A 26,887-nucleotide genomic window follows, 5' to 3' on the forward strand; every position below is an offset into this window, starting at 1 on the left:
CACCCGAACCGAAAGTCCCACCGCTCCACGGAGTGTAGGTCCGGCCGAAACCGATCGCAGGACGCGCGGCGCGACCGGTGCCTAGCGCGAGACCGTCATCGTTGCGTTCGCGCCGGTCAGGGCCCGTGCGCGTTTTGGGGTGCTATAGAACCCCAAAGCGCTCACGGAAGAAGGGCGAGCCGGAGAGTCCGGCCCGCCCTTCTCGCACGGCGCTTTCAGATGCGCGGGAGCTGCACCGTCGGCTGCTCGTCGATGTCGTGGGACCGGTGCGCGGGCAGCTTGAGGACCAGCTGGGTCGCCGTCCGCGAGAGCAGGCGCACCAGCAATGCCGTCATGACCACGCCGAAGAGGAAACCGACCAGCACGTCGTGCGGGTAGTGGACTCCGAGGAAGACCCGGGAGAACGCCGTGGCCGCACCGAGGATCAGCGCCGTGACACCGAGCTTCCGCCACGCGGCGAACACGCCGAACGCAGTCGCGCCGGCGATCACCGAGTGGTTGCTGGGGAAGGACCAGTCACCCAGCGGCGGGCACTCGGCGATGGTCGCCACCCGCATCGCCCGGCAGGGCCGGTCCTGCTCGACGAGTAACTTGAGCAGTTCGCTCAACGAGTAGGCGACCCCCACGCCCAGCACGCTCAGCAGCGCGATCGCCAGCGATCGCGCGGGCATCCGCCGCGCTCGCCAGCAGGCGAGCAGCAAGAAGCCGAAGAGCAGCACCAGCGCTGCCTCGGTGAAGAAAGCGGCGAACGACTGCACCCATCCCGGAGTGCTGCTCGCGAAGTCCACGACGTCGCGGTACAGCTCCGCGCTGAAGTCGGGTACGCCTCCGGCGTCCGGAGTGCCTGCTTCCGCCGCTGTCCGCCCGGCCTGCACCATTGCTGCCGATCGGTGTTCGAACACGTGTTGACCTGCCATCCGTTTCGACTCGAAACCCTCGTGGAGGGACGATGACGACACCAGGGCGGCGGTGGCGGGGGCACTGCGGTGCACCTTCCGCGGGGGTGCCTGAAACAGGTCGAATCCGCCGGGGTCGTCTCAGCCAGGATAGCCAGGCGGCAGCGGAGTCGATCTTCGAGCGCGGTCGACGCCGCCCGCGACGAACTCCGACACCGCGTGAACAGCGTGCTGCCGCAGCAACATCACCGCTACCGGGTCCTCGGAGGTCTCGGTCACGAGCACCCCGCCGGCGAGCCGTTCCACCTGCAGCCGCACCTCCCGGTGGTGCGCGAAAACGGCGGCGAACAGCGGATCGTCCTGCCGGATCGGCGCACCGCTGCGCAGCCTGGACTGCATCTGCTCCGCGTGCACGCGGATCTGCTCCGCGAGGTCGGGCGCCGCGCTCGTGGTGGTCGCGCGGATCCCGGTTGAGAAGTGCTCGACCTCGCGCCGGATCTCCCGGTGCCGGGCGAGCAGCTCACCGATGACCAGCGCATCGCGCCGCAGACCGGCGTCGGCCGCGTCGGCGGGCGTGAGCATCCAGTCGGGCAGCGGAGGTGGCTGCTCGCACGCGGTGAGCAGCGGGAGCGCGGCGGCGACGGCGAGGAACTCCCGGCGCGAACAGGTGCGGTGGGACATGGGCGGCCCCGTCGGTTTCGGACGTGCTGCCACCAGGATGCGTCCGGCGCGGGCCGCGCGCAGCGGTCAGCGGGCGGGCAGCAGGCGCGGAACCGCTCGCACGTAGATCACCATGCCGATCACCTCGACCAGCGTCTGGGCGACCACGACGACCGCGGCGACGGCCAGGTGATCCGGCAGGGCCAGCGCCAGCGGCAGCACGACGAGCGAATTCCGCGTCGCTCCGGTGAACACGACCGCTCGGCCGTCCGAAGTGGCCAGTCGCAGCAGCCGGGCCACCGCCATCCCGGCGAAGGGCATCACCACCAGGAACCCGACGTAGTGCGGCATGACCCGCAGCACGTCCCCGATCCGGCCGTCGAGCGCCGGTACCTGCGAGGCGACCACGGTCATCAGCGTCAGCGCCATCAGCGGCACCATCGCCGCGCTCGCGGTCTCCGCGACCTTCCGCCCGGCCGGGCGCCGCGCCGCCCACGCCTGCGTGGCCCAGGCCAGTGCGAGCGGGATGACGATCAGCACCAGGAACGCTTCGAGGAACGGCCCCACCGCCACCACGTCCACCAGGCCGGGCCCCAGGAACCCCAGCAGGAACACCGGCAGCAGGAGCATCTGGGCGATGAGCAGCAGGGGAGTGGCGGCCAGCAGCCGCTGGCTGCTGCCACCGGCCAGCCCGGAGAAGACGATCACGTAGTCCACGCACGGGGTGAGCAGAACCAGCAGCACGCCCAGCTGCACGGCCCGGTCATCGGGCAGGAAGGCGAACAGCGCCGCGACCACCAGCGGCACCACGGCGAAGTTCACCACCAGCACCGCGGCGAGGAATCGCCCGGCGCGCAGCGACCGCACCAGATCCGCCGCCGGGACCTGCAGGAACGTCACGTACAGCAGGGCACCGAGGACGGGGTTGAGCACCGGTTCGAGCCCGCTGCCCGCGCCGGGCGCCGCCCAGCCGAGCAGACCGCCGAGCACCATCGCGGCGAGGTAGATCACGACCTGGTGCCGCTCCAGCGCGGCCACCACGCCTCGTTGCCCGGACACGCGCTCTCCTCCCGACCCGGCCTGCGGACTGCCCGATTCTGACCGGTGCCGGGAACGCGAACCGGATCAGGTGCGCGCGATCGACTCCACCAGCTTCGCGTTGAACGCGGGCAGATCACCCGGTTGCCTGCTGGTCACCAGGTTCCGGTCGACGACCACCTCCTCGTCGAGCACGTCACCGCCCGCGTTGCGGATGTCCGTGCGGATGCTGGTGAACGAGGTCAGCCGGCGGCCGCGCACCACGTCGGCCTCCACCAGCGTCCACGGGCCGTGGCAGATCGCGCCGACCGGTTTGCCCGAGTCGACGAAGTCCCGCACGAACCCCACCGCCTCCGCATAGCGGCGCAGCTGATCGGGGTTGATCGTGCCGCCCGGCAGCACCAGCGCGTCGTAGTCGTCGACGGCGGCGCCCGCGACCTCGCGCTCGACGGTGAACCGGTCGCCCTTCTCGATGTCGTGGTTCATGGCCTGGATCTCGCCGTCATGCGTGGAGAGCAGTTCCACGCGGGCTCCGGCGTCTTCCAGCGCGGCGCGCGGCTGCTCCAGCTCGGCCTGCTCGACCCCGTCGGCGGCGAGGATGGCCACCCGGCGCCCGTTGAGCTCTCCGGTCATCGTCGATCACTCCTTCCGCTGCAGGCACCGGTCGTCGGCCGGTGCGCTCCGGGGCCCAGCGTCCCCTTCCCGCTCGGCGCTGCAAGTCGGCGGCCCGGCCAGATATTTGATCGTCCGGTCTGGAAAGCGGTACGGTCGGGGAATGGCCAGGACCAAGGAGTTCGATCCGGAAGTGGCGCTGCAGCGCGCTCTGGAGCTGTTCTGGGAGCGCGGCTACGAGGCCACCTCGACGGCGGAGCTGGTGGCGCACCTGGGTGTCGCGCGGGCCAGCATCTACGCCACCTTCGGCGACAAGCGCCGGCTCTACCTCAAGGCGCTGGAGCGCTACCTGCGGATCACCGACGAATCCGTCGTCGGAGTGCTCTCGGCGGGGCCTGCGCTGGCCGGTGTGCACCGGCTCATCGACCGGTACGCGGAGAAGGCCGCCGCGGACGCCGAGCGGGTCGGCTGCATGGTCGTGAACGCGGCGGTGGAGTCGTCGTCCCGGGATGCGGAGGTGCACCGGCTGGTGGAGTCGAGCTGGTCGTTCCTGGAGGCGTCGCTGACCTCGGCGCTGGCGCGCGCTCGCGCCGAAGGTGATCTGCCGGCGGACCGGGAGCCTCGCGCTCTGGCCCGGATGCTGCTGGTGTTCTTCCAGGGCATCCAGGTGATGGGGCGCGCGCCCGCGGACGCCGACCGGATCCGCGACGCCGCAGCGCAGATGCGCGCTCTGCTGGGTTGACCGCCGTTTCTTGACTGATCGATCTCGAATGGATTAGCGTCTTGCCTTGATGCGGGGCGAGTTCGCCTCGATACGAGATCGATCAGTCTAGATTCAGGAGTTGTGATGGTCGCCCGGTTCGACGGCAAGGTCGTGTTGGTCACCGGAGGGGCGGGCGGCATCGCTCGCGTCACCGCCGCGGCGTTCGCCCGGGAAGGCGCGCTGGTGGTGGTCAGCGGGCGCAACGCCGACGCGCTGACCGAGGTGGTCCGGGAGATCACCGACGCCGGTGGCCGGGCCGATCACGTGGTGGCCGACGTGTCCGATCCGGAGTCGGCGGCGCGGATGGTCGCCACGGTGGTCCAGCGCCACGGTGGCCTGCACGTGGCGTGCAACGCCGCCGGAATCCTCGGCGAGGCAGCCCCGTTGGCCGACGTGGCGGTCGAAACCTGGTCGCAGGTGCTGGCGGTGAACCTGACCGGGGTGTTCCTGTCGATGAAGCACGAGATCGCGCACATGCGCGAGCACGGCGGCGGTGCCGTTGTCAACATCGGCTCCAACATCGGAATTCAGCAGCGGCGGCCCGGCGTCGCCGCGTACGCGGCGAGCAAGGCCGGGGTCAGCGTGTTGAGCCGCGCTGCGGCGCGCGAGCACATCGCCGACGGGGTGCGCATCAACGTCGTCAGCCCAGGCGGCACCGACACCTCGATGTCCTACCTCCCGGGGGAGGACCGCGCGGCGCGCGATGCGCGGTTCGCGGCGTCGGTGCCGTCCGGCCGCGTCAGCACGCCGGACGAGGTCGCCGCCGCCGTGCTGTGGCTGGCTTCTGACGACTCGGCGCACGTCATCGGTCACGAGCTGGTGATCGACGGCGGGGCCACCGCCTGAGAGCCCGCAGCGGTCGCCCCGCGGCGGGGCGACCGCTCGATCAGCTCCCGGAGGGCCAGCGGGCGCCGTTCTCCCAGTAGGTGCGGATGCTCTCCAGCGAGCGGCCCTTGGTCTCCGGGGCGAACCGGAGCACGAACACCCAGGAGATCGCCGCCAGCGCCAGGAAGATGGCGAACGTGGTGGCCCCGCCCAGGCCGTCCATGATCGGCAGGAAGAACTGCGCCACGATCAGGTTCGCCACCAGGTCGGCGGTCAGCATCAGCGAGGCGCCCAGCGCGCGCAGCCGAGCCGGGAAGCTCTCCGAGGCGAACACCCACACCAGCGAGCCGAAGCCGAAGTTGAACCCGGCGGTGAACACCAGGATCGCCGCGAAGCCCCACCACGAGCCGCCGCCGTCCAGCGAGCCGGTGGCGAACACCAGGATCATCGCCAGGCTGGAGACGGCCATCGTGGCGATGCCGCCCAGCAGGATCGGCCTGCGGCCCACCCGGTCCACGACGAACAGCGAGCCGATGGTGGCCAGCAGCGCTGCGCCCTGCACGATCGCGGGCAGCCCGATCACCGTGGCGTTGCCCTGGAAACCCATCTCCTTGAAGATCATCGGGCTGTAGTAGGTGATCGCGTTGATCCCGGTGATCTGCACCAGGAAGCCGAGGACCAGCACGAACGTGGTGGCCGTCGCGTAGGGCTTGCGGAACATCTCGGTCAGCTGACCGCCGCGCCGGCTCTCGATGTCCGCGCGGATCTCGGCCAGCTCCCGGTCGGTGTCGGCGCCGGGATCGACCAGCTGCAAGGTGCGCCGCGCTTCCTCGTGGCGTCCTTTGAGGACGTACCAGCGCGCGGTGTCGGGAAGTTTGACCAGCAGGAACATCACCAGCACCGACGGCACGGCCGACAGCGCGAGCATCAGCCGCCAGTTCCCGGAATCGGCCAGGCTCCAGTCGACGAGGTAGGCGATGAGGATGCCGGTCACGGTGGCGACCTGGTAGCCGACGACCAGTGCGCCGCGGATCGCCGCAGGCGCCGACTCCGCCAGGAAGATCGGCGTCACGACCAGCGACAACCCGATGCTGATGCCGAGGAAGAACCGCGAGACGTCCAGCCACAGGATGTCGGAGACCAGCCCGGACCAGACGGCGAACACCGCGTACCCGGCCACCACGAGCAGCATGGTCGCCTTCCGCCCGATGGCGGTGGCCAGCTTGCCCGCGAGCAGGGCGCCGACGATGTTGCCCGCGACCAGCACGGTGGTCACGCTGCCCTGCAGCGCGGGCGAGAGGTCCATCTCCTCGGTGATGAACAGCAGCGCACCGGAGATGTTGCCGATGTCGTAGCCGTAGATCACGCCGATCGTCGCTGCGGCGATGGCGATCCGGCGCGCCGTGGGCGAGGTGGCGCCCAGCGCTGGGGAGGCTCCGGACATGACATCCTCCTTGGTGCGGTCTGTGCTGCTCCGCGAGAAGTGGTGCGGGAGAACCGTTTTCGAGGGCGCGCGACGGCCCGGCCGCGGTCGCGCGGCCGCTCTGGGTCGGTGCCGTGCGACTCGGCGGACGGGCTGTGCGGCTGCGGGATTCGCGATGCGTTAGCGGCGCCGGGCGAGGCGGATGTCATCGCGCGTTCCTCCGAAGGTCATCGGCGGATGAAACAGCGCGAGCTTAAGGTGCTCGAATTTGTCCGAGCAATGCTCCATTCGATCAGAATCAAGCAGCAAGCACGGTCGTCCCCGCGGCCTCGAAGGCTTCGCGGACCTCTGCGTCCACACCGGTGTTGGTGATCAGCGTGTCGATGGAGTCGGTGGCGCAGATCTGGGCGAACGCCCGGCGGTTCAGCTTGGAGCTGTCGGCGACCACGACCACCCGCGCCGCGCGGGAGGCCATCAGCCGGTTGATGCTGGCCTCGCCCTCGTGGTGCGCGTAAGCGCCGTGCTCCGGGTCGATCGCGTCGACGCCGAGGAACAGCAGGTCCAGGCTGATCTCCCGCAGGATGTGCGTGGCCAGCGGACCGGTGAGCTCGAAGGACTGCTGGCGCGCCACGCCGCCGGTGACCACGATCTTGACGTGCGGGCGCACGACCAGCTCGTTGGCGATGTTGAGCGCGTTGGTGACCACCGTGATGCCCGGGTCCCCGTGCTCGCCGAGGTCCGGCCGGGTGGCCAGGCTGCGCGCGACCTCGGTGGTCGTCGTGCCGCCGTTGAGCCCGATCACCATGCCGGGCTGCACCAGGCGCGCGGCCGCCGCGCTGATCCGCTGCTTCTCCGGTGCGTGCCGGGCGGCTTTGTGCCGCAGCGGCAGGTCGTAGGCGATGCTGGTGGCCACCGCGCCGCCGCGGGTGCGGGCCAGCAGCTGCTGCTCGGCCAGGTGGTCGAGATCGCGGCGGATGGTGGCGGCGGAGACGTCGAGCTCGGCGGCCAGTTCGTCGACGTCGGCGCGTTCGCGCTGCCCGACGATGTCCAGCAGTTTGCTCAGTCGTTCGTGCCGGTTCATTGCCCGTCCCCTCCGCGAAGTCCGCAGGCAACCTACTACGGCGGCGGGCTCGGCCCGCGCAGGCGTCGCGTCGTGGCGGCTGCCGCCGAACGGATCAGCCGCGAAGCCGCCGCGTGCCGGTATCGGGCCGTCGAACGGTGTGCGATTGTGCGTGAATTGACGTGAATACACGCAGTTTCACGCAGGAGGACTGATGGTCGAGCTTCCTCGCAGTGCCCTTTCCCGGCGGTCCCTGCTGCGCACCGGCGCGGCGGCGGGGGCCGGCTTAGGTCTCGCCGGGCTGGCGCCCGGCGCGGCAGCGGCGCAGACCGCGTGGCCCGCGGCCAAGGGCGAAACCATGATGGGCGTGCCGTTCGAAGCGCACGAGGCGATCCGCGTCGGCATCATCGGCGTCGGCAACCGCGGTGCGAGCATGCTGCCGCTGTTCCTGGAACTGGACGGCGTGGCGATCACCGCCGTGTGCGACACCAGCGCCGAAGCGGTCGAGCGCGCGGCACGCGCCGTGGTCGAACAGGGGCGGCCGGAACCGGCCGAGTACAGCGCGGGCGAGCACGACTTCGAGAACCTGCTGGCCAGGGACGACGTGGACTTCGTCTACATCGCCACGCCGTGGGAGTGGCACGCGCCGATGGCCGTGGCGGCGATGCGCAACGGCAAGCACGTCGGCGTGGAATGCCCGGTGGGCGTCACCGTGGACGAGCTGTGGGAGCTCGTCGACGTCTCCGAGCAGACCCGACGGCACTGCATCCAGCTGGAAAACTGCTGCTACGGCCAGAACGAGCTGCGCGTGCTGCGCATGGCCCACGACGGCATGTTCGGCGACCTGCTCTACGGCGCCGGTGCCTACCTGCACGACCTGCGCGAGCTGCTGTTCTCCAAGACCTACTACGCGGGGCAGTGGCGTCGCGCCTGGCACACCGAGCTCGACGGAGATCTGTACCCGACCCACGGCCTCGGTCCGGTCGCCGCCTACCTGGACGTCAACCGCGGCGACCGGCTGCTGCGGATCACCTCGATGAGCACGCCGGCGCTCGGCCTGGCGGCCTACCGCCAGGAGCACCTGCCGCCGGACGACCCGGCCTGGCGGGAGAAGTACGTCAAGGGTGACGCGACGATGAGCCTGATCCAGACCGAGCAGGGTCGCGTCATCCACCTCGTGCACGACGTCTCCAACGGACGCCCGTACAGCAGGCTGAACCAGCTGCAGGGCACCAAGGGCGTGTTCGAGGACTACCCGCCGCGCATCTACCTGGAACCGACCGGCGCCCCGCACGAGTGGGGAAACTGGGCCGATTACGCCGAGCACGACCACTGGCTGTGGAAGGAGGTCGGCCCCGGACCGGGCGGTCACGGCGGAATGGACTACCTGATGCTCTACCGCCTCGCGCAGACCATGCGCCTGGGCCTGCCCCCGGACATCGACGTCTACGACTCGGCCACCTGGAGCGCCCCGTTCGCGCTCAGCGCCCAGTCCATCAAGGACGGCAGCGCGCCGGTCGACTTCCCGGACTTCACCCGAGGCCGCTGGAAGACGCCGCACCCGGGCGTCGACTCCCCGAAGCCCTGACCACCCGGCTTCGCAGCACGACGTCGCCGGACGCTGTTGCGGCACAGGAGGTTCCGGGCGAAGTGGCGTCCGCGTGAGGTGAATTCGCGTGACGCACAACGGTGGGAGCAGGGAGGCGGCGCGGTGGCGGAGCGGCGAGGGTGATCACGCAGCAGAACTTCGGTGTAGGAGACTCCAATGCTTTCAACCATCGCCCGGTCCGCGGCAGCCGTCGGGTTCGCGGCCCTGGCACTCGCAGGCATTCACGGCATCGCCAACGCTGAGGGCGGCACCAGTCAGGACGGCAGTGCTCAGAGCGGCAGCACTGCAGAACCCTCAGCCGGCCCTTGCGTACTCACGATCCCGGTCGAGAAGCTCACCGGAGGGGGGCAGGACATCGGCATCTGCGCGGCACCTTGACGGCAGGAGCTCGGCCGGGCATGGGCCTGCTGGAGGAGGGCGCAAGACGGGAGGTTCACCGAAGGCCTGAACATCCGATTCCCGGTGGGTGGACAGGGGTTTCGGCGCGGGGAGTGCGCGTGTGCGAGCGTTGATCGGTGGCTCCGTGCAGGGCTCGAAAACGAGCCGGCGAAGGCGCTTTTCAGGACGATCAGCCCGTCTCGCCCCAACGAACGGAGACAGAACCATGCGCCTTCGCTCATTCGCCGTCGCGTTCCTCGCCTCTGCCGGTCTTGGACTGATGGGCGGTGCCGCCGCCCACGCCGGAATCGACGATGATCAGTACGTACTCTCGCCAACCGTCACCATCACCGACAACAGCGAAACCGAGGTCGTCGCGAGCAGCGAGTTCACGCAATCGCTGACTGGTGACTGACGCTCGACCAACGGGGCTCGCTGCATCAGCCCCGGCCGTCACAGCGCTCCACCGCCCGGTCGACGAGCTCGCCCGGAGATGACGAACGCGCCCCGCGCCGAACCCGATCAGGACTCCGGCGCGGTGGTGAGGTCCATCCGCACCGGCACCGGTTCCTCGCAACCGGCGGTCGTCGTCCCGCTTCCACGACGGCCACGGGTGGCGATCATCGAACACGAGTTCTAGGATGAATGGTGCGTGTCCCGAACGCACGCATCCGTTTCCAGGTAGGGGAAGTGCCTGGAACCGGGCAGCGCGCCCCCGACCCGGTGAAGGGTGCGGGGCGCGCTGGTTCGGTGTGGTTCCTTGCTGCGCGGTCGTCTGCTCTGCGTCCGGAAAGACGGGTGGTGATCACCAAGCGCCCTCACCGGCCGAGGTGCGGCGGCACGGTAGAGACCATGACCGATCGTCGTCCCCGTGGTGCGGTGCGTCCGGTTCGACCTGACCCTGGGTGCGGTGCTGGTCGCGTTCGCGTTGGCTGTGCCGCAGTGCATGGGCACCCGCAGCCGAGCTCTCGAGCTTGAGCAACAGCAGATCGCCGAGCGGTTCAGCAAAGCCGTCGAGCAGCCTGGGTGCTCCCGCCGGCCTCGAAGTCCGCATCGGCGGCATCTACTCCCTGGAACGCCTCGCCGGCGCGACCACACCACCGTGGTCGACGTGCTGAGCACATTCCTGCGCGAGAACACCAAGAAGCTCGCGATGCGCAAGGCAACGCTCTCCAGCAGCAGCCTCAGCGCGTCCTGCGGGATGCAGGTGCAGCTGGCGCCGCTCATGTCTCTTCCGGCCTTGGGCGTGTTGTCACGGTCCGAGCATTCGATTTCCGGAGGGTGGGCGGCCCCGACCGCCGCCCACCCGTTCCCCGAATGCCGGGTGCAACCCCCGACGCTCCACCCGGCGAGCACGCTCGCTGTCTTCGCAGGTCAACGCTGTGCTGTTAAGAGACTGCGGGTTGTGCCGCCGTTGTGCAAGGGGGTGACCGGCGATTTCGGGCGTATCGAGCGCCACATTTTTCGTCGCGGAGGGTTTCTTCGCAACTACGTTCGGCATTCAGCTCCGGTGGCGGACGCCAAGTGTCCTCGACCGTTCCTAGCGTCCGGTGGTATGGCAGATGAAATCCGAACGATCCTGGTGACCGGTGCGACCGGCAACGTCGGCCGCCCGCTCGTCGAGCAGCTGCTCGCGGCCGGTCACCGGGTGCGGGCGCTCAGCCGCGACCCGGCTTCGGCGAACCTCCCGGCCGGTGCCGAGGTGGTCGCCGGGAACCTGACGGACGTGGCGAGCTTGGCGGAGGTGTTCACCGGCGTCGCTGCCGTGCACCTGATCTCCTTCGGCGACGACGAGGGCGAGTTGTCCACCGGGCCGGAGATCGTGTCCTTGGCGGAGCGGGCCGGCGTCGGCAAGGTGACCGTGCTGCGCGGTGGCGTGCACAAGACCCGCCTGGACGAGGCGGTGGAGGCCAGCGGTCTGGAGTGGACGCACCTGGTCCCGGTCGAGTTCATGTCGAACGCCTTGGAGTGGGCGGATTCGGTGCGCGCCGGGGGAGTGATCCGCGAGCCGTACCCGGAGGCTGCCAGCGCGATGGTCCACCCGGCCGACATCGCCGCCGTGGCGATGGCCGCGCTGACCACCGACGGGCACTCGGGGCAGGAGTACTGGCTGACCGGGCCGGAGGCGCTGACCGTGCCGGAGAAGGTCCGGGTGCTGGGTGCGGCGCTGGGCCGCGAGCTCCGCTACGTGGAGCAGTCGGAAGCCGAGGCCGTCGAGCAGTGGCGGGCGGCCGGGTTCACCGCGGAGGAAATCGGGTTCTTCCAGCAGATGCGGAAGGATCCGCCGATCGACGGCCGGACCGTGCTGCCCACCGTGCAGGAGGTCACCGGGCATCCGGCCCGGACGTTCGCGAGCTGGGCGCAGGAGAACGCCGAGGCCTTCCGCTGACCGTCGCGGTGGACGGTCAGCGGTCGACCGTCCACCGCGCCACCTGCGCTTCGAGCGTTCGGTGCAGGGCGGCGGCGAATTCCGCCGGGCGTTCGGTCGCGCCGACGTGGCCACCCGGGAACTCCGCGAACCCGGCGCCGGTGCGCTGCGCGATGTGCTCGGCCGGTCTGCGCAGCAGCTGGCCCGCCGAATCGCGGCCCGCGGCCAGGACCAGGCGATCCGCCCTTGAGCTCAGGGCGTCCAGGTCGGGGACGTGGGCGGTGAACTGGGCCAGGATGTGCTCCAGGAAGACCGGCAGGTTCGCCACCATCCGGTCCATCGCCTCGCTGTGCGGCGGTTCGGCGGGCTCCGGGGCGTTGTCGCCGCCGGAGGTTCCGGCCGCCAGCACGCCCATGGCCGCAGCCGCACCGTCGCGCAGGTAGGTCTCGCGCACCTCGCGGAACATCGCCCGGTGCTGGGCAGCGTCGGGCAGCAGTTCGACCGACGGCGGTTCGTGGGCGATCACCACCCGCGGTGGATCCGGGAAGCGGGCCAGCAGGTCCAGGGCGACGATCGCCCCCGAGCTGGTGCCGAGCACGGCGGTGGGTTCGCCGGGGCGGGCGACCAGGTCGAGGACCCGGCGGGCGTCGGCGCTGTGCACCTCGACGCGCTGGCCGCCCGGCGCGGAATCCTCGCGGCTGCGGGAGAAGCACCGCGGGTCGTAGCTGACCACTGTGTACCGGTCGGCGAGTTCGGCGGCCATCCCGTCGAAGATGCCGGCATCGCCAGAACCGCCCGGGATCAGCAGCAGCACCGGTCCGGTGCCGCGGGTCTCGTAGTGCAGCGTCGCGCCCGGCACCTCGGCGGTGCCGGTCCTGATGTCAGTCATGCGTCTTCCGATCCGGGCCAGTTCTCGAGAGCGGTGTGGAGGGCGTGGACGGCTCGTTCCCAGGACGCCCGCACGTCGCGGGGATGTCCGAAGCCGCCGCTGCCTTCGATGTGGGCGTAGCCGTGGAAGGTGCTGCGCAGCAAGCGGACCGCGTCGGTGATGTCCGGTTCGGCGAGGCCGTACCCGCGCAGCAGCGAGTACGGCAGCTCCATGCAGCGCCGGTGCCCGCTGGACCCGGAGGCGATCTCGGGATCCAGCTGGAGCTGGGTCGCCGCGTAGCGGCCGGGGTGCTCCAGCGCGTAGGACCGGTAAGCGTCGGCGAACGCCATGAGCGCCTCCCGGCCCGCCCGCCCGGCGATCGCCGAACCGATCCGGTCGGACAGCTCGCCCGCGGCCAGCACCGCGACCCGCGCTCGCAGCTCCGCCAGATTCCGCACGTGCGAGTACAGGCTCGCGTCCTTGACGCCGAAGTGCCGTGCCAGCGCCGAAACCGTGACACCGGTGAAGCCCGCGGTGTCGGCCATGTCGGCCGCCGCTTCGGTGATCCGCTCCGCGGTCAGCCCCGCGCGTGCCATCCGCCCTCCATTTCCTAGAAGCTCTAGGTTTCAGCCTAGGGTAATTAGGCAAGGCGGGCGTGCGCGACCCCTTTTCCGCGGAACGGGCGGTTCAGGGCAGCAGGCCTTGGCGGCGGGCGGCCACCACGGCTTCGTGGCGGTTGTGGACGTCCAGCTTGTGCATCGCGCTGCGGAGGTAGGCCTTGACCGTCTCCGTCCGCAGCGACAGGCGGTTGCCCGCCTCGGCGTTCGTGCAGCCCAGGGCGACCTGGGAGAGGACGTCGAGCTCGCGCGGGGTCAGGCTCGCCGTCCGGGCCTCCTCGCCTTGCGAGCCGAGGCCCGCCAGCCGGTCGCAGGCGTGGTGCAGGCGGTCGCGCAGCGCCGGGTCGTCGAGCCCCTGCGCGATCGCGCGGAACTCCGCGTGCAGCTCCCGCACCTCCTCCAGAGCCACCTGCTCGCGAGGACCGGTGCTCTCCGCCGCGCGCAGGAGCCGCAGGCGGCGGTCGACCTCGTCGCGCACCGCGAGTTCGTCGGCCAACTGCCGGGTCGCGCCCACCACGACGTCGATCGCCCGGTCGCCCAGCCGCGCCGCCCCGCGCGCCGCGCCGTAGAGCACGCCGCGCACCGCGCCGCCGACCAGCACGGGTGCGGCGACCACCGAGCTGATCCCCTCGGCGAGCACCGGTGCGTCGTAGTCGTGGCTGATCGTCAGCGAGCTCGCGTAGTCGCTCACCGCGGCGGGCCGACCGCGCGTCAGCACCCGGCCGCCGAGACCCGCAGCGGCCCGGACCTGGAGGCCCTTCAGCATGTTCGTGCGCACGCCGGCCAGCTCCGACAGGCGCAGCGCGCCTTCGGCGGCCTGCCCGCCGAAGGACACGGGCATGCCGGCTCCCCGCCGCACCGCGCGGACGGCCTGGCGGAAGGCGTCGCCGTCGTCCGGGCGCAAGAGCGCGTCACCGCCGGTTCGCACATGCACCCCTTTCCGGGGGTATCCGGGATTGCTGTGTGGCGCGGAGCATAGCTCCCGGCAGCGCCGGGGCAAAGGAGCCGCGAAAGGGGCCGATTGTGAGCGCAGAGCTGAGCACGACGACGGACACCGCACCGGAGGCCCGCGTGGCCGAACTGCTCGCGCGGTTCGGCGCCCCGGACGCCTGCGCGGCGGACCTGCTGTGCGACCGGCATCCAGCCGATGCGGTGGCTTTCACCGTCGTCGAAGCGGATCTGTCCAGTCAGGACATCACCTACGGCAGGCTGCGGCGCGACTCGGCGCGGTTCGCCGCCGCGCTGGCCGACCTGGGCGTGGCGCCCGGCGACGCGGTCGCCGTGCTGATGGGCAAGTCCGCCGACCTGGTGGTGGCGCTGCTGGGGATCTGGCGCCGCGGTGCGGTGCACGTGCCGCTGTTCACCGCGTTCGCGCCGCCGGCCATCGCGCTGCGGCTGCGCGCCAGCGGCGCGAAGGTCGTGGTGGTGGACGCCGACCAGCGGGCGAAGCTCGCACCGGGCGAGGACATCCCGGCCGACGCGCCGTGGCGGACCATCGTCGCCGGTGACGCCTCGGACGAGCAGTCGCTGGCCGCGCTGCTCGACCGCTACACCGGTGACGAGCCGGGCGGTCGGGCCGTGGCGCTGGGCGGCGACGGGCTGCTGGTGCAGCTGTTCACCTCGGGCACCACCGGCACCCCGAAGGGCGTTCCGGTGCCGATCCGCGCGCTGGCCTCCTTCCAGGCGTACCTGGAGTTCGGGCTGGACGTCCGGGCCGACGACGTGTTCTGGAACGCCGCCGACCCGGGCTGGGCCTACGGCCTGTACTACGCGATCCTCGGCCCGCTCGCCGCCGGCCGTCGCAGCATCCTGCTGCACGCCGGGTTCTCCGCCGCGCTGACCTGGCAGCTCATGCGCCGGTTCGGGGTCACCAACTTCGCCGCCGCACCGACGGTCTACCGGAGCCTGCGCACCGACTCCTCGGCCGATCCCGCCGGGATCCGGCTCCGCCGCGCCTCCTCGGCGGGGGAGCCGCTGACCCCGGAGGTGGTGTCCTGGTCCGAGCGCGAGCTCGGCGTGACCGTGCGCGACCACTACGGGCAGACCGAGCACGGCATGATGATCGTCAACGCGTGGGCCGACGGGATCCGCGACGAGATCAAGCCGGGCTCGATGGGTGCGGCGCTGCCCGGCTGGTCCGCCGAGGTGCTCGACGACGACCGCGACGAACCGGCGCCCGCGGGCACCGCCGGGCGGATCGCGATCGAGGCCGCGACCAGCCCGCTGATGTGGTTCACCGGCTACACCGACGCGCCCGAGAAGACAGCCGAGCGGTTCACCGCGGACGGCCGCTGGTACGTCACCGGTGACGCCGGTTCCCGCGACGCCGATGGATCGTTCTTCTTCTCCTCGCGCGATGACGACGTGATCATCATGGCCGGTTACCGGATCGGGCCGTTCGACGTGGAGAGCGTGCTGGTCCAGCACGAGGCGGTCGCCGAAGCGGCGGTGATCGGCGTTCCCGACGAGCTGCGCGGCGAGGTGCTGGAGGCGTTCGTCGTGCTTCGCCCGTCGGTGACCGGCGACGACGCGCTGGTCACGGAGCTCCAGCAGCTGGTCAAGCGCAAGTTCGCCGCGCACGCCTACCCGCGGTCGGTGCACTTCGTCGAGCAGCTGCCGAAGACGCCGAGCGGCAAGATCCAGCGCTTCGTGCTCCGCGGGCAGCGGCGCGGCTGATCACCGGACGGGCTCGCCGGTGATCTCGGTGCAGGTGAGCCCGTCTCCGGTGGCAGGAGTGCCGGTCAGCGCCCGGGCCGCGAGCTGGTCGACCTGCGAGCAGCGGACCGGGTGGCCGTCCACCAGCAGCGGAGCGCGCTGCGGGCCTGCTGCGGTGTAGGCCAGCACGCGCTGCGGCCGGCTGCCGTCGGCGAGCTGGATCCGCTCGGGGCCGTGCAGGTGGACCAGTCGGTAGCGCACGCCGCGGCCCTCGCAGCGGTCGAGCACCCGGCGCTGCTCGGGCGTGGCGAACCACAGCGCGTGGTCCTCCACGACACCGGGCGCGGCGATCAGGACGGCCGGGCGTTGCCCGTCGTGGATCCGCAGTCCGGCGGCCCAGACGGCGGAAAGACCGGTGCAGCGGGCGCTGAGCGCCACCACCGGACCGGCGAGCCCGAGTTCGGCGCGCAGCCAGGTGATCTTGGCCGGGCAGGCGTTCGACCCGTAGGCCAGCACGAGCTGCCGCCCGCGCATCGGCTCCGCGCCGTGCTCGGCGAGCCAGTCGTCCAGGCAGCCTCCGCCGTCGACGCGCCAGCCGGAGGGTGCCGAGGAATCCGGGCTCAGCACCCGGCCGACGCCGTCGAGGTGGACGAACGAGCAGCCGGGGCGAGCACCGGGGTAGGGGTGTGCGGGGTAGTCGGCATCGGTGAACGGGGAGCGGACAGCGGTTCGTTCAGACATCGCATCCCAGCATTCCGCCCAGCTGATCACCGCGCCACGATGGCTACCCGGTTCGCCCCAGACGGGTGCGCACGGCGGTGGCGGCGCAGGCGATCACGGCGACGCCGCCCAGCAGCGTGGGCCAGGTGAGCTGTTCGCCCAGCAGCAGCGCCGCCCAGCAGATCGTCATCACCGGCTGGGCGAGCTGCACCTGGCTGACCTGCGCCATCGGGCCGATCGCCAGCCCGCGGTACCAGGCGAAGAAGCCCAGGTACATGCTCACCACGGCCAGGTAGGCGAATGCGGCCCACTCCACCGCGCTGCCGCTCGGCGGTTGCTCGGCCACCGAGAAACCGGTGAGCGCGATCATCAGCGGTGCGGCGAGCACCAGCGCCCAGGACACGGTCTGCCAGGCGCCGAGCTCGCGGGCGAGCAGGCCGCCTTCCGCGTAGCCGATGGCGGCCGCCACGACGGCGCCGAACAGGAGCAGGTCGGACCAGTGCAGCCCGCTGAGCCCACCGCCCTGCAGCGCGGCGAACACCACGGCGGCGATCGCGCCCACCGCCGCCATGACCCAGAACGACTTCGGCGGACGTTCGTGCCCGCGGAGCACGGCCGCCACCGCGGTCGCGGCGGGCAGGACGGCGATCACCACGGCGCCGTGGCTGGCCGGTGCGGTGGTCAGGGCGAAGGAGGTCAGCACGGGGAAGCCCACGACGACGCCACCGGCGACGACCGCCACGCGAGCCCACTGCAGGCCGCGCGGCAGTCGCTGCCCGGTGAACGCCAGTGCCGCCGCCGCGAGCAGTGCGGCGATGACGGCGCGGGCGGAGCCGATGAACAGCGGTGACATCCCGCCACCGGCGACCGCGACGCGGGTGAACGGCACGGTGAAGGAGAACGCGCCCACGCCGAGCAGGCCCCACCCGAGACCGGCCCGGGACGGCGATAGCGCTGGCGCGCTCAGAACAGTAGCGCTACTCTGATCTCTCATGTCGAACGATAGCAGCTCGCGCATCGTCGCGGGACTCCGCGAGTGGATCGCGACCGCCCCGCCGGGAGCGAAGCTGCCGTCGACGCGCGCGCTCGTCGCGCAGTACGCGGCGAGCCCGGTGACGGTGCAGAAGGCGCTGCGAACGCTGACTTCGCAAGGAATGGTGGAAAGCCGTCCCGGTGTGGGCACCTTCGTGCGGGCCGTCCGGGTCGCCCGCCCGAACGACTACGGGTGGCAGACCGCAGCCCTCGGTGCGCCCCAGCACCGCATGCGGGAGCTCTCCACCGCGCTGCGCACGGCGCCCAACGACGCGATAGCACTGCACGCGGGCTACCCCGACCGCGATCTGCTCCCGGAGCGCCTGGTGCGCGCCGCCTTCACCCGTGCCGCGCGCAGCGAGGCAGCGGTCTCCCGCCCGCCTGCGGCGGGACTGCCGGAGCTGCAGGCCTGGTTCGCCACCGAGCTCGGCACGGCGGCGCCGATCGGTGTCACACCACCGGTCGCGAGCGACGCGGTGATCCTCCCGGGCATCCAGAGCGGGCTCAGCACCGCCTTCCGCGCGCTGGTCGGCGCCGGGCGACCGCTGCTGGTGGAGTCACCCACCTATTGGGGTGCGATCCTCGCGGCCGCGCAAGCAGGTGTGCAGCTGGTCCCGGTGCCCAGCGGCATCCGCGGACCGGACCCGGCGGAGCTGGACCGCGCTTTCGAGCGCACCGGAGCGCGCGCCTGCTACGTCCAGCCGAACTTCGCCAACCCGACCGGCGCGCAGTGGTCGCCCGCTCTCGCCGACCAGGTGCTCGACGTGGTGCGCGGTCACGGGGCGTTCCTGATCGAGGACGACTCGGCGCACGACTTCGGCATCGACACCGACCCGGTGCCCATCGCCGCGCGCGACGACAGCGGGCACGTCGTCTACCTGCGCTCGCTGACCAAGAGCGTGTCCCCGTCGGTGCGCATCGCCGGGATCATCGCCCGCGGCCCCGCGCGCGAGCGGATCCTCCTCGACGCCCACGCCGAGTCGATGTACATCAGCGGAGTGCTGCAGGCGGTGGCCCTCGACGTGGTCACCCAGCCGGCCTGGCGCACGCACCTGCGCAACCTCCACCACCAGTTGGCCGCCCGCCGGGACCTGCTCGTGGCCGCGCTGCGGGAGCACGTGCCCGCCGGACACCTGGAAGCCGTGCCGCAGGGCGGGCTGAACCTCTGGGTGCGGTTGCCGGACGCCACCGATCTGCGGCGGCTGGCCCGGGACTGCGAGGCGGCCGGGGTCATCATCGCCCCGGGCGACGGGTGGTTCCCCGCCGAGCCCACCGGCCCCTACCTCCGGATCAACTACGCGGGCCCGAACCCCGGGGCGTTCCCCGACGGCGCGCGCATCATCGGCGAGGCCCTGGCGCGGCAGTAGCCTCACCAGTCCCGGCGTTCCATGGTGGTGCCGGAGACCTCGGCGTCCTCCCACTCCGGTTCCGGGCGGGACGCCGGCTCGGGTTCGTCGGGCTCCTCCTCGACGCTGTTGAGGTACTCCACCATCGCCGCGGCCACGTCGGCCCCGCACCCGGCCTGGATCGCCACCACGCCCTGCTGCAGCGAATCCATGCCCGCTTCACCGGTGAGCCGGGTGATCTCGGCCGCCAGCCGCTCCGGGCCGAGCGCGAGCGCCCGGTCGTCGATCTCCAGGCCGACCAGCATCCCCTGCAGGTCCACCTCCAGGGCGATGCCCGAATCCCGCGCGCTGCCGCGGATCGCGTCCAGCCCCGCGGAGAGCTCGGTGTGCGGGGTGATCGTCTCGGCGATCTCGATCAGCTCGTCGATGGTGCGCTCGTCCTCGATCATCAGCGCCTCCCCGCCTCGGAGCTCTCGTCACCGGAAGCCAGCCCCAGCGCGGCGAAGTCCGCATCGGACAACCCGCCGGCCTGCTCCCGGATCACCGCTTCGGCCTCCCGGTTGGCGCGGCCGGTGGCTTCCCGCACCAGCGCCAGGATCGTGCTCGCCAGCTTCGCGCCGCCCTGCTGGAGCGCCACGGGTTCCAGCAGCACGTTCCTGAGCGCGCCGCCGGGAGCCACCGCGACCGTGACACCGTCCCGCTGCGCACGTCCGATGATGCTCACTTCGGGTGCACCCCTCCGTAGAACTTGCCGGCGTCGTCGGGCAGCGTGTACGTGATCCGCTTGACCTGATCACTGGCGTTGCCCTCGATAGTGGTGATCTTGTTGCCGTCGACCTTCTCGATGATGCCGATGTGCGTGCTGGCGCCCTGGCTCGGGCCGCTGCCGAACAGCAGCGCATCGCCGGGACGGGCCTTCTCGGCCAGGTCGCCGCGGTCGTAGGCGGTGCCCTGCTCCTGGCCCCACTTGTAGACGTCGCCGGTGAACCCGTACTTCGGGATGTCCACGCCGGCTTCCCGCCACATCGAGGTGGCGAAGTAGGAGCACCACGGCTGCCCGGTCGGCCCCCACTTGTTCTCGTTGTTGGGGCCTTCCTTGAAACCAAGGTGCTTGCGGGCGTTGTCCAGGATCTCCTCGGTCCTGCCGGAGTTCTTGCCGGGGGCCTTGCCCTCGTCCTTCGGCTTCTCCTCCTTGCCCGGACCGCCTTGCTGGCCGGAGCTGTCCTTCTCCGGGTCGGCGACGCCGTCGGAGTCGAGGTCCTTGAGCAGCGCCTGGAGCTTCTCGGCCGCTTCGGTCATCTCGTCGCGGGCGTCCTTGAGCTCGCCGCCGGACTGCTTGATGTAGCCGCCGGCGAGGTCGGCGATCTGGGCCACCGCCTTCATCAGCCCGGCGGGTGCGGCGAGCCCGGCCGCGGCGAGCCCGGCCTGCACCAGCTGCCCGGCCTTGCCGACGAAGTCGGCCACGAGATCACCGACGTTGCTGTGCCTGCCTTCGAGCGCCTTGGTGACCTCGGCGACGATCTGCGCGCCCTTGGCGCTGGCGTCCGCGGTCACCGCCAGGTCGTCGCCGAACTTCGCCGACCGCTTCTCGAAGCCCGCGGTCGCCTCGCTCTTCCAGTCGCCCAGCAGGGAATCGGCGGCCTTCTCGTGCGCTTCGCGCTGGTCCCGGATGGCGGCGGCCGCCGCTTCGAGAGCGGCTTGGGCGCGCTGGACCTCGCCGGCCTTGCCCTCGAGCTTGCCCTGGTGGGTCATCAGCTCGCTGGCGAACCGCGTTGCGACTCCGTGTGGGTCCACTTGAGATTCTCCCGATCAACCCATGATGCGCTTGAGCTCGGCGGCGGAACGTTCGTCGATCTCCTGGTAGGTCTTGGCCGCGTCGGTGGCTCCCTCGCCGAGTTTGCGCGCGTTGGAGCCCGTCGTCCGGACCTGCTTCTCCAGGCCCTTGCTGAAGTTGCCCAGCGCGTCGGAGAACCCGGTCTCCGCGCCGACCTTGCCGAAGCTGTCCTTGGCGATGCCCGTCACCGAGTTCACGGTCCGCTTGCCGATCCCTTCTAGGGCGTCGGCGATGCTCTCGGCCCGCTCGGCGTACTTGCGCAGCGCTTCGGGATTCGCGGAGAAGCCGCCGCCCTGCCCGCCGCCGGTTCCGCCGCCCTGCCCGCCGCCGGAACCGCCCCCGGAGCCCTGCCCGGCCTTCCTGGCGGCCTTCTCGGCCTCGTCCAGGTGCTTCTTGTACGCACCGTTGGTGTAGGTCGACCACGGGCCGAAGTCCTTGCCGTCACCGGCGATCTCGTAGGCGGCCTTGGCGTTCTCGGCGGGGTCGAACAGGTCCTTGTTCGAGTCGAGGCCGAACTCCTTGCGCCGGGCCGGCCCCATGTCCCCGAGCATGTTGATCTGCCACAGGCCGTAGGAGTCGTCCGGCGGGGTGTCGTTGTGCGACTTGGTGTTCCCGCCCGACTCGGCCATGGCCACGGCCACCGCGGTGGTCAGGTTCTCGCCGCGGAAACCCGCGTCGTAGGCGTGCTGCGCGATCTGCTCAGCGGTCAGCTTGCTCACCGGACGAGTATTGCGCGAAAGTTGCTGGCATAGCGGCATTTTCAGCTACATTGGGCCATTCGGACGATCACCGCCCGGCGAGCGTGAGCCATTCGGCCCGGATCGCTGCTGCGATGGTGTCGCGCTTCCCGGCCGTTCGGCCGCATCTGGCGGGGCGAGGCGCTCACGGGCGGTGCATGTCCCACGCCAGCAGCGCCACGTGCAGGGACACCAGCGATTCCGGGCTGTCGAGGGAAACGCCGAGTAATTGCTCGACGCGGGCCAGCTGCCCGTAGTACGCCGTCCGGGACACGTGCGCCGAGGACGCGGCAGCGGACTTGTTTCCGCCGTGGCGGCACAAGGCGCGCAACGCTTCGAGCAGTCGCGGGTTGTCGAGGATCGGGCCCAGCTCGCGCTCGGCGAAGGCCGTCAGCCGTTCATCGCCGCGCAGCAGGTGCAGCAGTCCGCGCAGGCGCACGTCGTCGAGCCGGTGGAACTCGCGCGCGCCGTCGTCGACGTGCAACGCCGCCTCCGCGACCTGAGCGGCTTCGGTGAGCGTCCGGCGCGCCCCGGAGATCGAGGCCACCGCGGTCCCGACGGCCACCACCAGCGGCAGCGCGGCAGACCGGCGGATGTCGGCCGCGAGCCGGTGCAGCGCGGCGTCCACGTCGGTGTCCGGCAGCGCGACCACCGCGTGCACGGTGAGATCGTCGACGACCCCGACCAGCACCGGCAGCTTGGCCTTGCGCGCGGCGAGCGCGGTCGCCTCGGCCAGATCGCGCAGCGCCTGCTGGGTCTCCAGCGCGGGCGCCGGCGTGGTGGTGGTGCGCGGGCGCACCGCGATGCCCACCAGCGGGCCGTCCAGCGGCACCCCGACGCCGGCGGCGCGAGCGGCCAGATCGGCGGTCTCGACGCTGCCCGCGAGCAGTTCGGTGATCAGCGTGCGGTGCGTCTGCCGCTCCAGGCTCTCCCGGTCGCGCGTGACCAGCCGGTTCACCGCCAGCGCCGAGGCCGCCCGCTCGGCCACCACGACGTGCCGGTGCGCGGGCTCGGGCCCGAGCACCACCAGCCGGCCCCAGTCATCGCCGCGCGCTCCGACCACGGTGGTCAGCCACTCCCGGTCCGCGTCGTAGGCGGTGCGCCCGGACTGCACCACCGAGCGGGACCGCTCCGACCAGTCGGACAGCACCGCCACCGGATCCTGCCCGGCCGCGTCGTAGGCCAGCACCTGGTGCGCCATCGTCTCCAGCACGACCGGCCGCTGGAGGATGCGCGACGCCTCGCGCAGCACGGACGCCGGTTCGGCGCCGGAGGTGGTCAGGGCGGTGAAGGTCTCGTGGATGGCGTGCGTGGCGCGCAGTTCGGCCAGCTGCGCGTCCCGGATGCGCGCCACCACTGCCTCGGTGACGCTGACGAACCTGGTCTCCTCCGACAACGTCACCAGCGGCAGGTCGTGCCGGTGCGCCGCGTCCACGAGCGCGTCCGGCACCCGGTCGCGCCAGCGCCGCACGAGCTCCACGACCAGCCCGCACGCCCCGGCCGCGGCGAGCTCGTCGACGTAGCGGACCAGCTCGGCGGGCTCGTCGGACAGCGCGATGCCCGTGGTCAGGACCAGCTCACCGCCGCTGAGCAGGGCGCCGATCTCGGCGATCTCGGCCACGTGCACCCACCGCACCCGGCGGTCCAGCCCCGACGCCCCGGCGATCACCCGCGGCTTGCCGCGCCGCAGCACCGGCAGGTCCAGGACCTCGGACACGGTCGGCAGCGCCAGCACGTCCTGCGACATCAGCTCCATCGCACCTCCTCGGTGCACACACCGTACGGCGGCGGAGGTCAGGTGCGTACAACCTGTCCGTAGGAGAGCGCGCTGCCTGCGGGCGAGACTGGGCGCATCGGCACGATGGAACGGGGAGCTATGTCGCAATCCTTGTCGGCCCGCCACCGCGCGGCCCTGCCCAGCTGGCTGTCGCTCTACTACGAGGAACCCATCGAGATCGTCAGCGGCCGGGGGCGGCACGTCACCGACGCGGCGGGCAACACCTACCTGGACTTCTTCGCCGGGATCCTGACCAACGCGATCGGCTACGACATCGCCGAGATCAGCGACGCGATCCGCCGCCAGGTCGACACCGGCATCCTGCACACCTCCACGCTGTACCTGATCCGGCAGCAGGTGGAGCTGGCCGAGCGGATCGGCGAGCTCTCCGGGATCGCCAACCCCAAGGTCTTCTTCACCAACTCCGGCACCGAGGCCAACGAGACCGCGCTGATGCTGGCCACCCAGCGGCGGCGCAGCAACCAGGTGCTCGCGCTGCGCAACTCCTACCACGGCCGGGCCTTCGGCACCCTCGGCGTCACCGGCAACCGGGGCTGGTCGGCCAGCGCGCTGTCGCCGGTCAAGGTCAGCTACGTGCACGGCGGCTACCGCTACCGCAGCCCGTTCCGCGACCTGTCCGACGCCGACTACATCGCCGCCTGCGTGGACGACCTCCGCGAGGTGATCGAGACGACCACCGCCGGTGACGTGGCGTGCATGATCGCCGAGCCGATCCAGGGCGTCGGCGGCTTCGCCACCCCGCCCGACGGGTTGTTCGGCGCGTTCGCCGAGGTGCTCGACGAGTACGGCATCCTGCTGATCTCCGACGAGGTGCAGACCGGCTGGGGCCGCACCGGCGAGCACTTCTGGGGCATCCAGGCGCACGGCGTCACCCCGGCCGCGATGACCTTCGCCAAGGGCCTGGGCAACGGGCTGGCCATCGGCGGCGTGGTGGCCGAGGCCGGGCTGATGGACTGCCTGACCGCGAACTCGATCTCCACCTTCGGCGGCAACCCGATCTCCACCGGCGGTGCCGCGGCGGCGCTGGAGTACCTGCTGGACAACGACCTGCAGGGCAACGCCGCCAAGCTCGGCACCCGGCTGCTGGACGGGCTGCGCGCGCACGCCGAGCGCTGCGCGCTGATCGGCGACGTGCGCGGCAAGGGCCTGATGATCGGCATCGAGCTGGTCGAGCCCGGCACCCGCACGCCCGCCGCCGCGGCCGCCGCCCGGGTGATGGAGCTGACCAAGCAGCGCGGGCTGCTGGTGGGCAAGGGCGGTCTGCACGGCAACGTCCTGCGCCTGGCGCCGCCGATGACGCTGACCGACGATGAAGCCGCGCAGGCACTGCAGATCCTCACCGAAACCATCGCACTGGCCGAGCAGGAGCTCCACCGATGACAGAACTGATCAGGCACTGGATCGCGGGCGAGTTCGACGACGCGGTCCCGCAGCGCACCGGCGAGGTCTTCGACCCGGCCACCGGCGCGGTCGCCAAGCAGGTCGCGTTCGCCGCCGAGTCCGATGTGGACTCCGCGGTGGCGGCGGCCGCCGAGGCACTCAAGAGCTGGCGGCGCACGTCGCTGGCGAAGCGGTCGAACGTGCTGTTCGCCTTCCGGGAACTGCTCAACCGGCACAAGGACGAGCTGGCCGAGATCATCACCGCCGAGCACGGCAAGGTGCTCTCCGACGCCGCTGGCGAGGTCCAGCGCGGCCTGGAGAACGTCGAGTACGCCTGCGGCATCCCCAACCTGCTCCGGGGCGGCTTCTCGGAGAACGCCTCGACCAGCGTCGACGTGCACTCGGTGCGCCAGCCGGTCGGTGTCGTCGGGGTGATCTCGCCGTTCAACTTCCCGGCCATGGTGCCGCTGTGGTTCGTGCCGAACGCGATCGCCTGCGGCAACACCGTGGTGCTCAAGCCGAGCGAGAAGGACCCGTCGGCGGCCAACTTCATCGCCGGGCTCTGGAAGGAAGCGGGGCTGCCCGACGGCGTGCTCAACGTCGTGCACGGCGACAAGGTCGCCGTCGACGCCCTGCTGGCGCACCCGGTGGTCAAGGCGGTGTCGTTCGTCGGCTCCACCCCGGTGGCGCGCTACGTCTACGAGACCGGCACCGGCCGCGGCAAGCGGGTGCAGGCCCTCGGCGGTGCCAAGAACCACATGGTGGTGCTGCCCGACGCCGACCTGGACCTGGCGGCCGACGCCGCGGTCTCGGCCGGGTTCGGCTCGGCGGGGGAGCGGTGCATGGCGATCTCCGCGGTCGTCGCGGTCGACCCGGTCGGCGACGAGCTGGTCGCCAAGATCGCCGAGCGGATGGCCAAGCTCAACGTCGGCGACGGCCGCCGGGGCTGCGACATGGGGCCGCTGGTCACCGCCGCGCACCGGGACCGGGTGTCGTCCTACGTGGACGCGGGCATCGCGGCGGGCGCGGAGCTGGTGGTGGACGGCCGGGGCGTCCGGGTCGACGGCGGCGAGGGCGGCTTCTGGCTCGGGCCCACGCTGTTCGACCACGTCGGCACCGGCATGTCCATCTACACCGACGAGATCTTCGGTCCGGTGCTCTCGGTGCTGCGGGTGCCCAGCTACGACGCGGCGATCCAGGTGCTCAACGACAACCCGTACGGCAACGGCACCGCGATCTTCACCGAGAGCGGCGGCGCTGCCCGGCAGTACTGCGAGGAGGTCGAGGTCGGCATGGTCGGGGTGAACGTCCCGATCCCGGTGCCGGTGTCGTACTACTCCTTCGGCGGCTGGAAGGACTCGCTGTTCGGCGACGCGCACGCCTACGGCCCGGACGGCATCCAGTTCTACACCCGCACCAAGGTGGTCACCACGCGCTGGCCGGATCCCTCCCACGGCGGCGTCGACCTCGGATTCCCGCAGAGCACCTGATCCGCCCGGTGCCGGGGAGCTCTCCGCGGAGGGCTCCCCGGCACCGTTGCGCCAGCCGGTGGGAATCGTCGGGCCGCTGACTAGGCTCGCCGGCATGGGAGACGTGGCGTTGAGACCGGTCCGCGAGGACGACCTGGCGACCCTGGAGTGGTTGATCAACGAGCCGGAGACCACCGCGCCGCACAACTGGTGGGGCTGGCGCAAACCGGACCGGATGACCAGGCGCTGGGAGGAGTCCGGCCTGCTCGGCGAGGAGCAGGGGGTGCTGCTGGTGGACGTCGGGGCGGAGCTGATCGGGTTCGTCTCCTGGCACCGCGTCGAGACGGGACCGTCGTCGCACTGCTTCGAGATCGGCGTCAACCTGCAGCCGGAGGCGCGCGGGCACGGCCACGGCACCGAGGCGCAGCGCCTGCTGGTCCGGTACCTGTTCGCGCACACCCAGGTCAACCGCCTGGAAGCGGGCACCGAGCTGGACAACGTCGCCGAGCAACGAGCCCTGGAGAAGGCCGGTTTCACCAGGGAAGGCGTCCTGCGCGGCTACACCTTCCGCAACGGCCGCTGGCGCGACTGCGCGCGCTACAGCATCCTCCGCGACGAAGTGGACCTCACCGACCTGGCATGATCGTCCGCCGTTCGGCCGCTCCGTCCGCAGCAGCGGGGTCGAGACGACACCGGTCATCCGGACGGTCAAGCGGGCCGTCGCGCCGCTGGTGGGGTGATGTCCGCTGAAGTGATCAGCCCCATCGGGCGCGCCGGAGACCGCTGTCGATAGCATGTC

General features: G+C 71.4%; 27 protein-coding genes. 11 read left to right on the forward strand and 16 right to left on the reverse strand.

Annotation, left to right across the window (positions count from 1 at the left end; all coding sequences use genetic code 11):
* Positions 1–215: 215 nt before the first annotated feature.
* From C4T78_RS08450 to C4T78_RS08465, 4 genes are all read right to left on the reverse strand, one after another.
* A complete protein-coding gene (locus C4T78_RS08450) occupies positions 216–902 on the reverse strand; it encodes a phosphatase PAP2 family protein (protein WP_177247809.1) in 687 nt (228 codons plus the stop codon).
* 135 nt (positions 903–1,037) lie between these two features.
* Positions 1,038–1,577, reverse strand: a complete 540-nt coding sequence (locus C4T78_RS08455; protein ID WP_093358124.1) for a hypothetical protein — start codon at positions 1,575–1,577, stop codon at positions 1,038–1,040.
* 66 nt (positions 1,578–1,643) lie between these two features.
* Positions 1,644–2,549 carry an arsenic resistance protein gene (locus C4T78_RS08460; protein WP_093358185.1) on the reverse strand — a complete coding sequence of 302 codons (906 nt, stop codon included), beginning with the start codon at positions 2,547–2,549 and terminating at the stop codon, positions 1,644–1,646.
* A gap of 132 nt (positions 2,550–2,681) precedes the next feature.
* Positions 2,682–3,227 carry a type 1 glutamine amidotransferase domain-containing protein gene (locus C4T78_RS08465; RefSeq protein WP_093358123.1) on the reverse strand — a complete coding sequence of 182 codons (546 nt, stop codon included), beginning with the start codon at positions 3,225–3,227 and terminating at the stop codon, positions 2,682–2,684.
* Positions 3,228–3,369: 142 nt separating this feature from the next.
* Between C4T78_RS08465 and C4T78_RS08470 the strand changes: the two genes are divergently transcribed.
* Positions 3,370–3,948, forward strand: a complete 579-nt coding sequence (locus tag C4T78_RS08470; RefSeq protein WP_093358122.1) for a TetR/AcrR family transcriptional regulator — start codon at positions 3,370–3,372, stop codon at positions 3,946–3,948.
* Positions 3,949–4,053: 105 nt separating this feature from the next.
* Positions 4,054–4,815 (forward strand): SDR family NAD(P)-dependent oxidoreductase, encoded by a 762-nt coding sequence (locus C4T78_RS08475; protein WP_093358121.1) that lies wholly within the window; start codon positions 4,054–4,056, stop codon positions 4,813–4,815.
* Between the two features lie 40 nt (positions 4,816–4,855).
* On the opposite strand, the gene C4T78_RS08480 is transcribed toward C4T78_RS08475, so the two are convergent.
* Both C4T78_RS08480 and C4T78_RS08485 read right to left on the reverse strand, forming a co-directional pair.
* A complete protein-coding gene (locus C4T78_RS08480) occupies positions 4,856–6,238 on the reverse strand; it encodes a sugar porter family MFS transporter (protein ID WP_093358120.1) in 1,383 nt (460 codons plus the stop codon).
* Positions 6,239–6,515: 277 nt separating this feature from the next.
* On the reverse strand, positions 6,516–7,298 hold the full coding sequence (locus C4T78_RS08485; protein WP_093358119.1) for a DeoR/GlpR family DNA-binding transcription regulator: 783 nt from the start codon (positions 7,296–7,298) through the stop codon (positions 6,516–6,518).
* 193 nt (positions 7,299–7,491) lie between these two features.
* Here C4T78_RS08485 and C4T78_RS08490 point away from each other — a divergent pair, with 193 nt between their 5' ends.
* The 4 genes from C4T78_RS08490 to C4T78_RS37275 all read left to right on the forward strand — a co-directional run bounded on the left by C4T78_RS08490 (position 7,492) and on the right by C4T78_RS37275 (position 11,653).
* Complete coding sequence (locus tag C4T78_RS08490; protein WP_093358118.1) at positions 7,492–8,865, forward strand: Gfo/Idh/MocA family protein; 1,374 nt, start codon at positions 7,492–7,494, stop codon at positions 8,863–8,865.
* A gap of 177 nt (positions 8,866–9,042) precedes the next feature.
* On the forward strand, positions 9,043–9,264 hold the full coding sequence (locus tag C4T78_RS35970) for a hypothetical protein (protein ID WP_093358117.1): 222 nt from the start codon (positions 9,043–9,045) through the stop codon (positions 9,262–9,264).
* 226 nt (positions 9,265–9,490) lie between these two features.
* Entirely contained in the window at positions 9,491–9,679 is a 189-nt protein-coding gene (locus tag C4T78_RS08495; RefSeq protein ID WP_093358116.1) for a hypothetical protein, read from the forward strand.
* Between the two features lie 1,140 nt (positions 9,680–10,819).
* A complete protein-coding gene (locus C4T78_RS37275) occupies positions 10,820–11,653 on the forward strand; it encodes an SDR family oxidoreductase (RefSeq protein WP_093358115.1) in 834 nt (277 codons plus the stop codon).
* A 16-nt stretch (positions 11,654–11,669) separates the two neighbouring features.
* Here C4T78_RS37275 and C4T78_RS08505 read toward each other — a convergent pair whose 3' ends face one another.
* The 3 genes from C4T78_RS08505 to C4T78_RS08515 form a co-directional block, all read right to left on the reverse strand.
* On the reverse strand, positions 11,670–12,521 hold the full coding sequence (locus tag C4T78_RS08505) for an alpha/beta fold hydrolase (RefSeq protein WP_093358114.1): 852 nt from the start codon (positions 12,519–12,521) through the stop codon (positions 11,670–11,672).
* On the reverse strand, positions 12,518–13,096 hold the full coding sequence (locus C4T78_RS08510) for a TetR/AcrR family transcriptional regulator (protein WP_093358113.1): 579 nt from the start codon (positions 13,094–13,096) through the stop codon (positions 12,518–12,520). Before C4T78_RS08510 ends, C4T78_RS08505 begins: the two co-directional genes overlap by 4 nt.
* Before the next feature lie 91 nt (positions 13,097–13,187).
* Entirely contained in the window at positions 13,188–14,045 is an 858-nt protein-coding gene (locus tag C4T78_RS08515) for a helix-turn-helix transcriptional regulator (protein WP_235863870.1), read from the reverse strand.
* 95 nt (positions 14,046–14,140) lie between these two features.
* Here C4T78_RS08515 and C4T78_RS08520 point away from each other — a divergent pair, with 95 nt between their 5' ends.
* Positions 14,141–15,793: an AMP-binding protein gene (locus C4T78_RS08520; RefSeq protein ID WP_093358112.1), complete on the forward strand. Its 1,653-nt coding sequence runs from the start codon at positions 14,141–14,143 to the stop codon at positions 15,791–15,793.
* Here the strand turns inward: C4T78_RS08520 and C4T78_RS08525 are convergent, their stop codons facing one another.
* Entirely contained in the window at positions 15,794–16,513 is a 720-nt protein-coding gene (locus C4T78_RS08525; protein WP_093358111.1) for a hypothetical protein, read from the reverse strand.
* Between the two features lie 43 nt (positions 16,514–16,556).
* Positions 16,557–17,510 (reverse strand): DMT family transporter, encoded by a 954-nt coding sequence (locus C4T78_RS08530; RefSeq protein WP_309599259.1) that lies wholly within the window; start codon positions 17,508–17,510, stop codon positions 16,557–16,559.
* Here C4T78_RS08530 and C4T78_RS08535 point away from each other — a divergent pair.
* Positions 17,485–18,891: an aminotransferase-like domain-containing protein gene (locus C4T78_RS08535; RefSeq protein WP_093358109.1), complete on the forward strand. Its 1,407-nt coding sequence runs from the start codon at positions 17,485–17,487 to the stop codon at positions 18,889–18,891. The two genes, C4T78_RS08530 and C4T78_RS08535, sit on opposite strands and share 26 nt — an antisense overlap.
* A 2-nt stretch (positions 18,892–18,893) precedes the next feature.
* Here the strand turns inward: C4T78_RS08535 and C4T78_RS08540 are convergent, their stop codons facing one another.
* From C4T78_RS08540 to C4T78_RS08560, 5 genes are all read right to left on the reverse strand, one after another.
* The gene (locus C4T78_RS08540; RefSeq protein WP_093358108.1) at positions 18,894–19,319 is read right to left on the reverse strand and encodes a hypothetical protein; all 426 of its coding nucleotides are present in this window, start codon (positions 19,317–19,319) and stop codon (positions 18,894–18,896) included.
* The gene (locus C4T78_RS08545) at positions 19,319–19,594 is read right to left on the reverse strand and encodes a hypothetical protein (protein WP_093358107.1); all 276 of its coding nucleotides are present in this window, start codon (positions 19,592–19,594) and stop codon (positions 19,319–19,321) included. The genes C4T78_RS08540 and C4T78_RS08545 overlap by 1 nt, the downstream gene beginning before the upstream one ends.
* Complete coding sequence (locus C4T78_RS08550; protein WP_093358106.1) at positions 19,591–20,664, reverse strand: CHAP domain-containing protein; 1,074 nt, start codon at positions 20,662–20,664, stop codon at positions 19,591–19,593. Before C4T78_RS08550 ends, C4T78_RS08545 begins: the two co-directional genes overlap by 4 nt.
* Before the next feature lie 15 nt (positions 20,665–20,679).
* On the reverse strand, positions 20,680–21,423 hold the full coding sequence (locus C4T78_RS08555) for a transglycosylase SLT domain-containing protein (RefSeq protein WP_093358105.1): 744 nt from the start codon (positions 21,421–21,423) through the stop codon (positions 20,680–20,682).
* Between the two features lie 163 nt (positions 21,424–21,586).
* Positions 21,587–23,197, reverse strand: coding sequence for a PucR family transcriptional regulator (locus C4T78_RS08560; protein WP_235863869.1), 1,611 nt, complete (start codon positions 23,195–23,197; stop codon positions 21,587–21,589).
* A 120-nt stretch (positions 23,198–23,317) separates the two neighbouring features.
* On the opposite strand from C4T78_RS08560, the gene C4T78_RS08565 reads away from it, so the two are divergent.
* From C4T78_RS08565 to C4T78_RS08575, 3 genes are all read left to right on the forward strand, one after another.
* Entirely contained in the window at positions 23,318–24,619 is a 1,302-nt protein-coding gene (locus C4T78_RS08565) for an aspartate aminotransferase family protein (protein WP_093358104.1), read from the forward strand.
* A complete protein-coding gene (locus C4T78_RS08570) occupies positions 24,616–26,109 on the forward strand; it encodes a CoA-acylating methylmalonate-semialdehyde dehydrogenase (protein ID WP_093358103.1) in 1,494 nt (497 codons plus the stop codon). Before C4T78_RS08565 ends, C4T78_RS08570 begins: the two co-directional genes overlap by 4 nt.
* A gap of 94 nt (positions 26,110–26,203) precedes the next feature.
* Positions 26,204–26,731, forward strand: a complete 528-nt coding sequence (locus C4T78_RS08575) for a GNAT family N-acetyltransferase (protein WP_093358102.1) — start codon at positions 26,204–26,206, stop codon at positions 26,729–26,731.
* The last annotated feature ends 156 nt before the right edge of the window (positions 26,732–26,887 follow it).

This window comes from Saccharopolyspora kobensis (genome assembly GCF_900108315.1).
Classification (GTDB): domain Bacteria; phylum Actinomycetota; class Actinomycetes; order Mycobacteriales; family Pseudonocardiaceae; genus Saccharopolyspora; species Saccharopolyspora kobensis.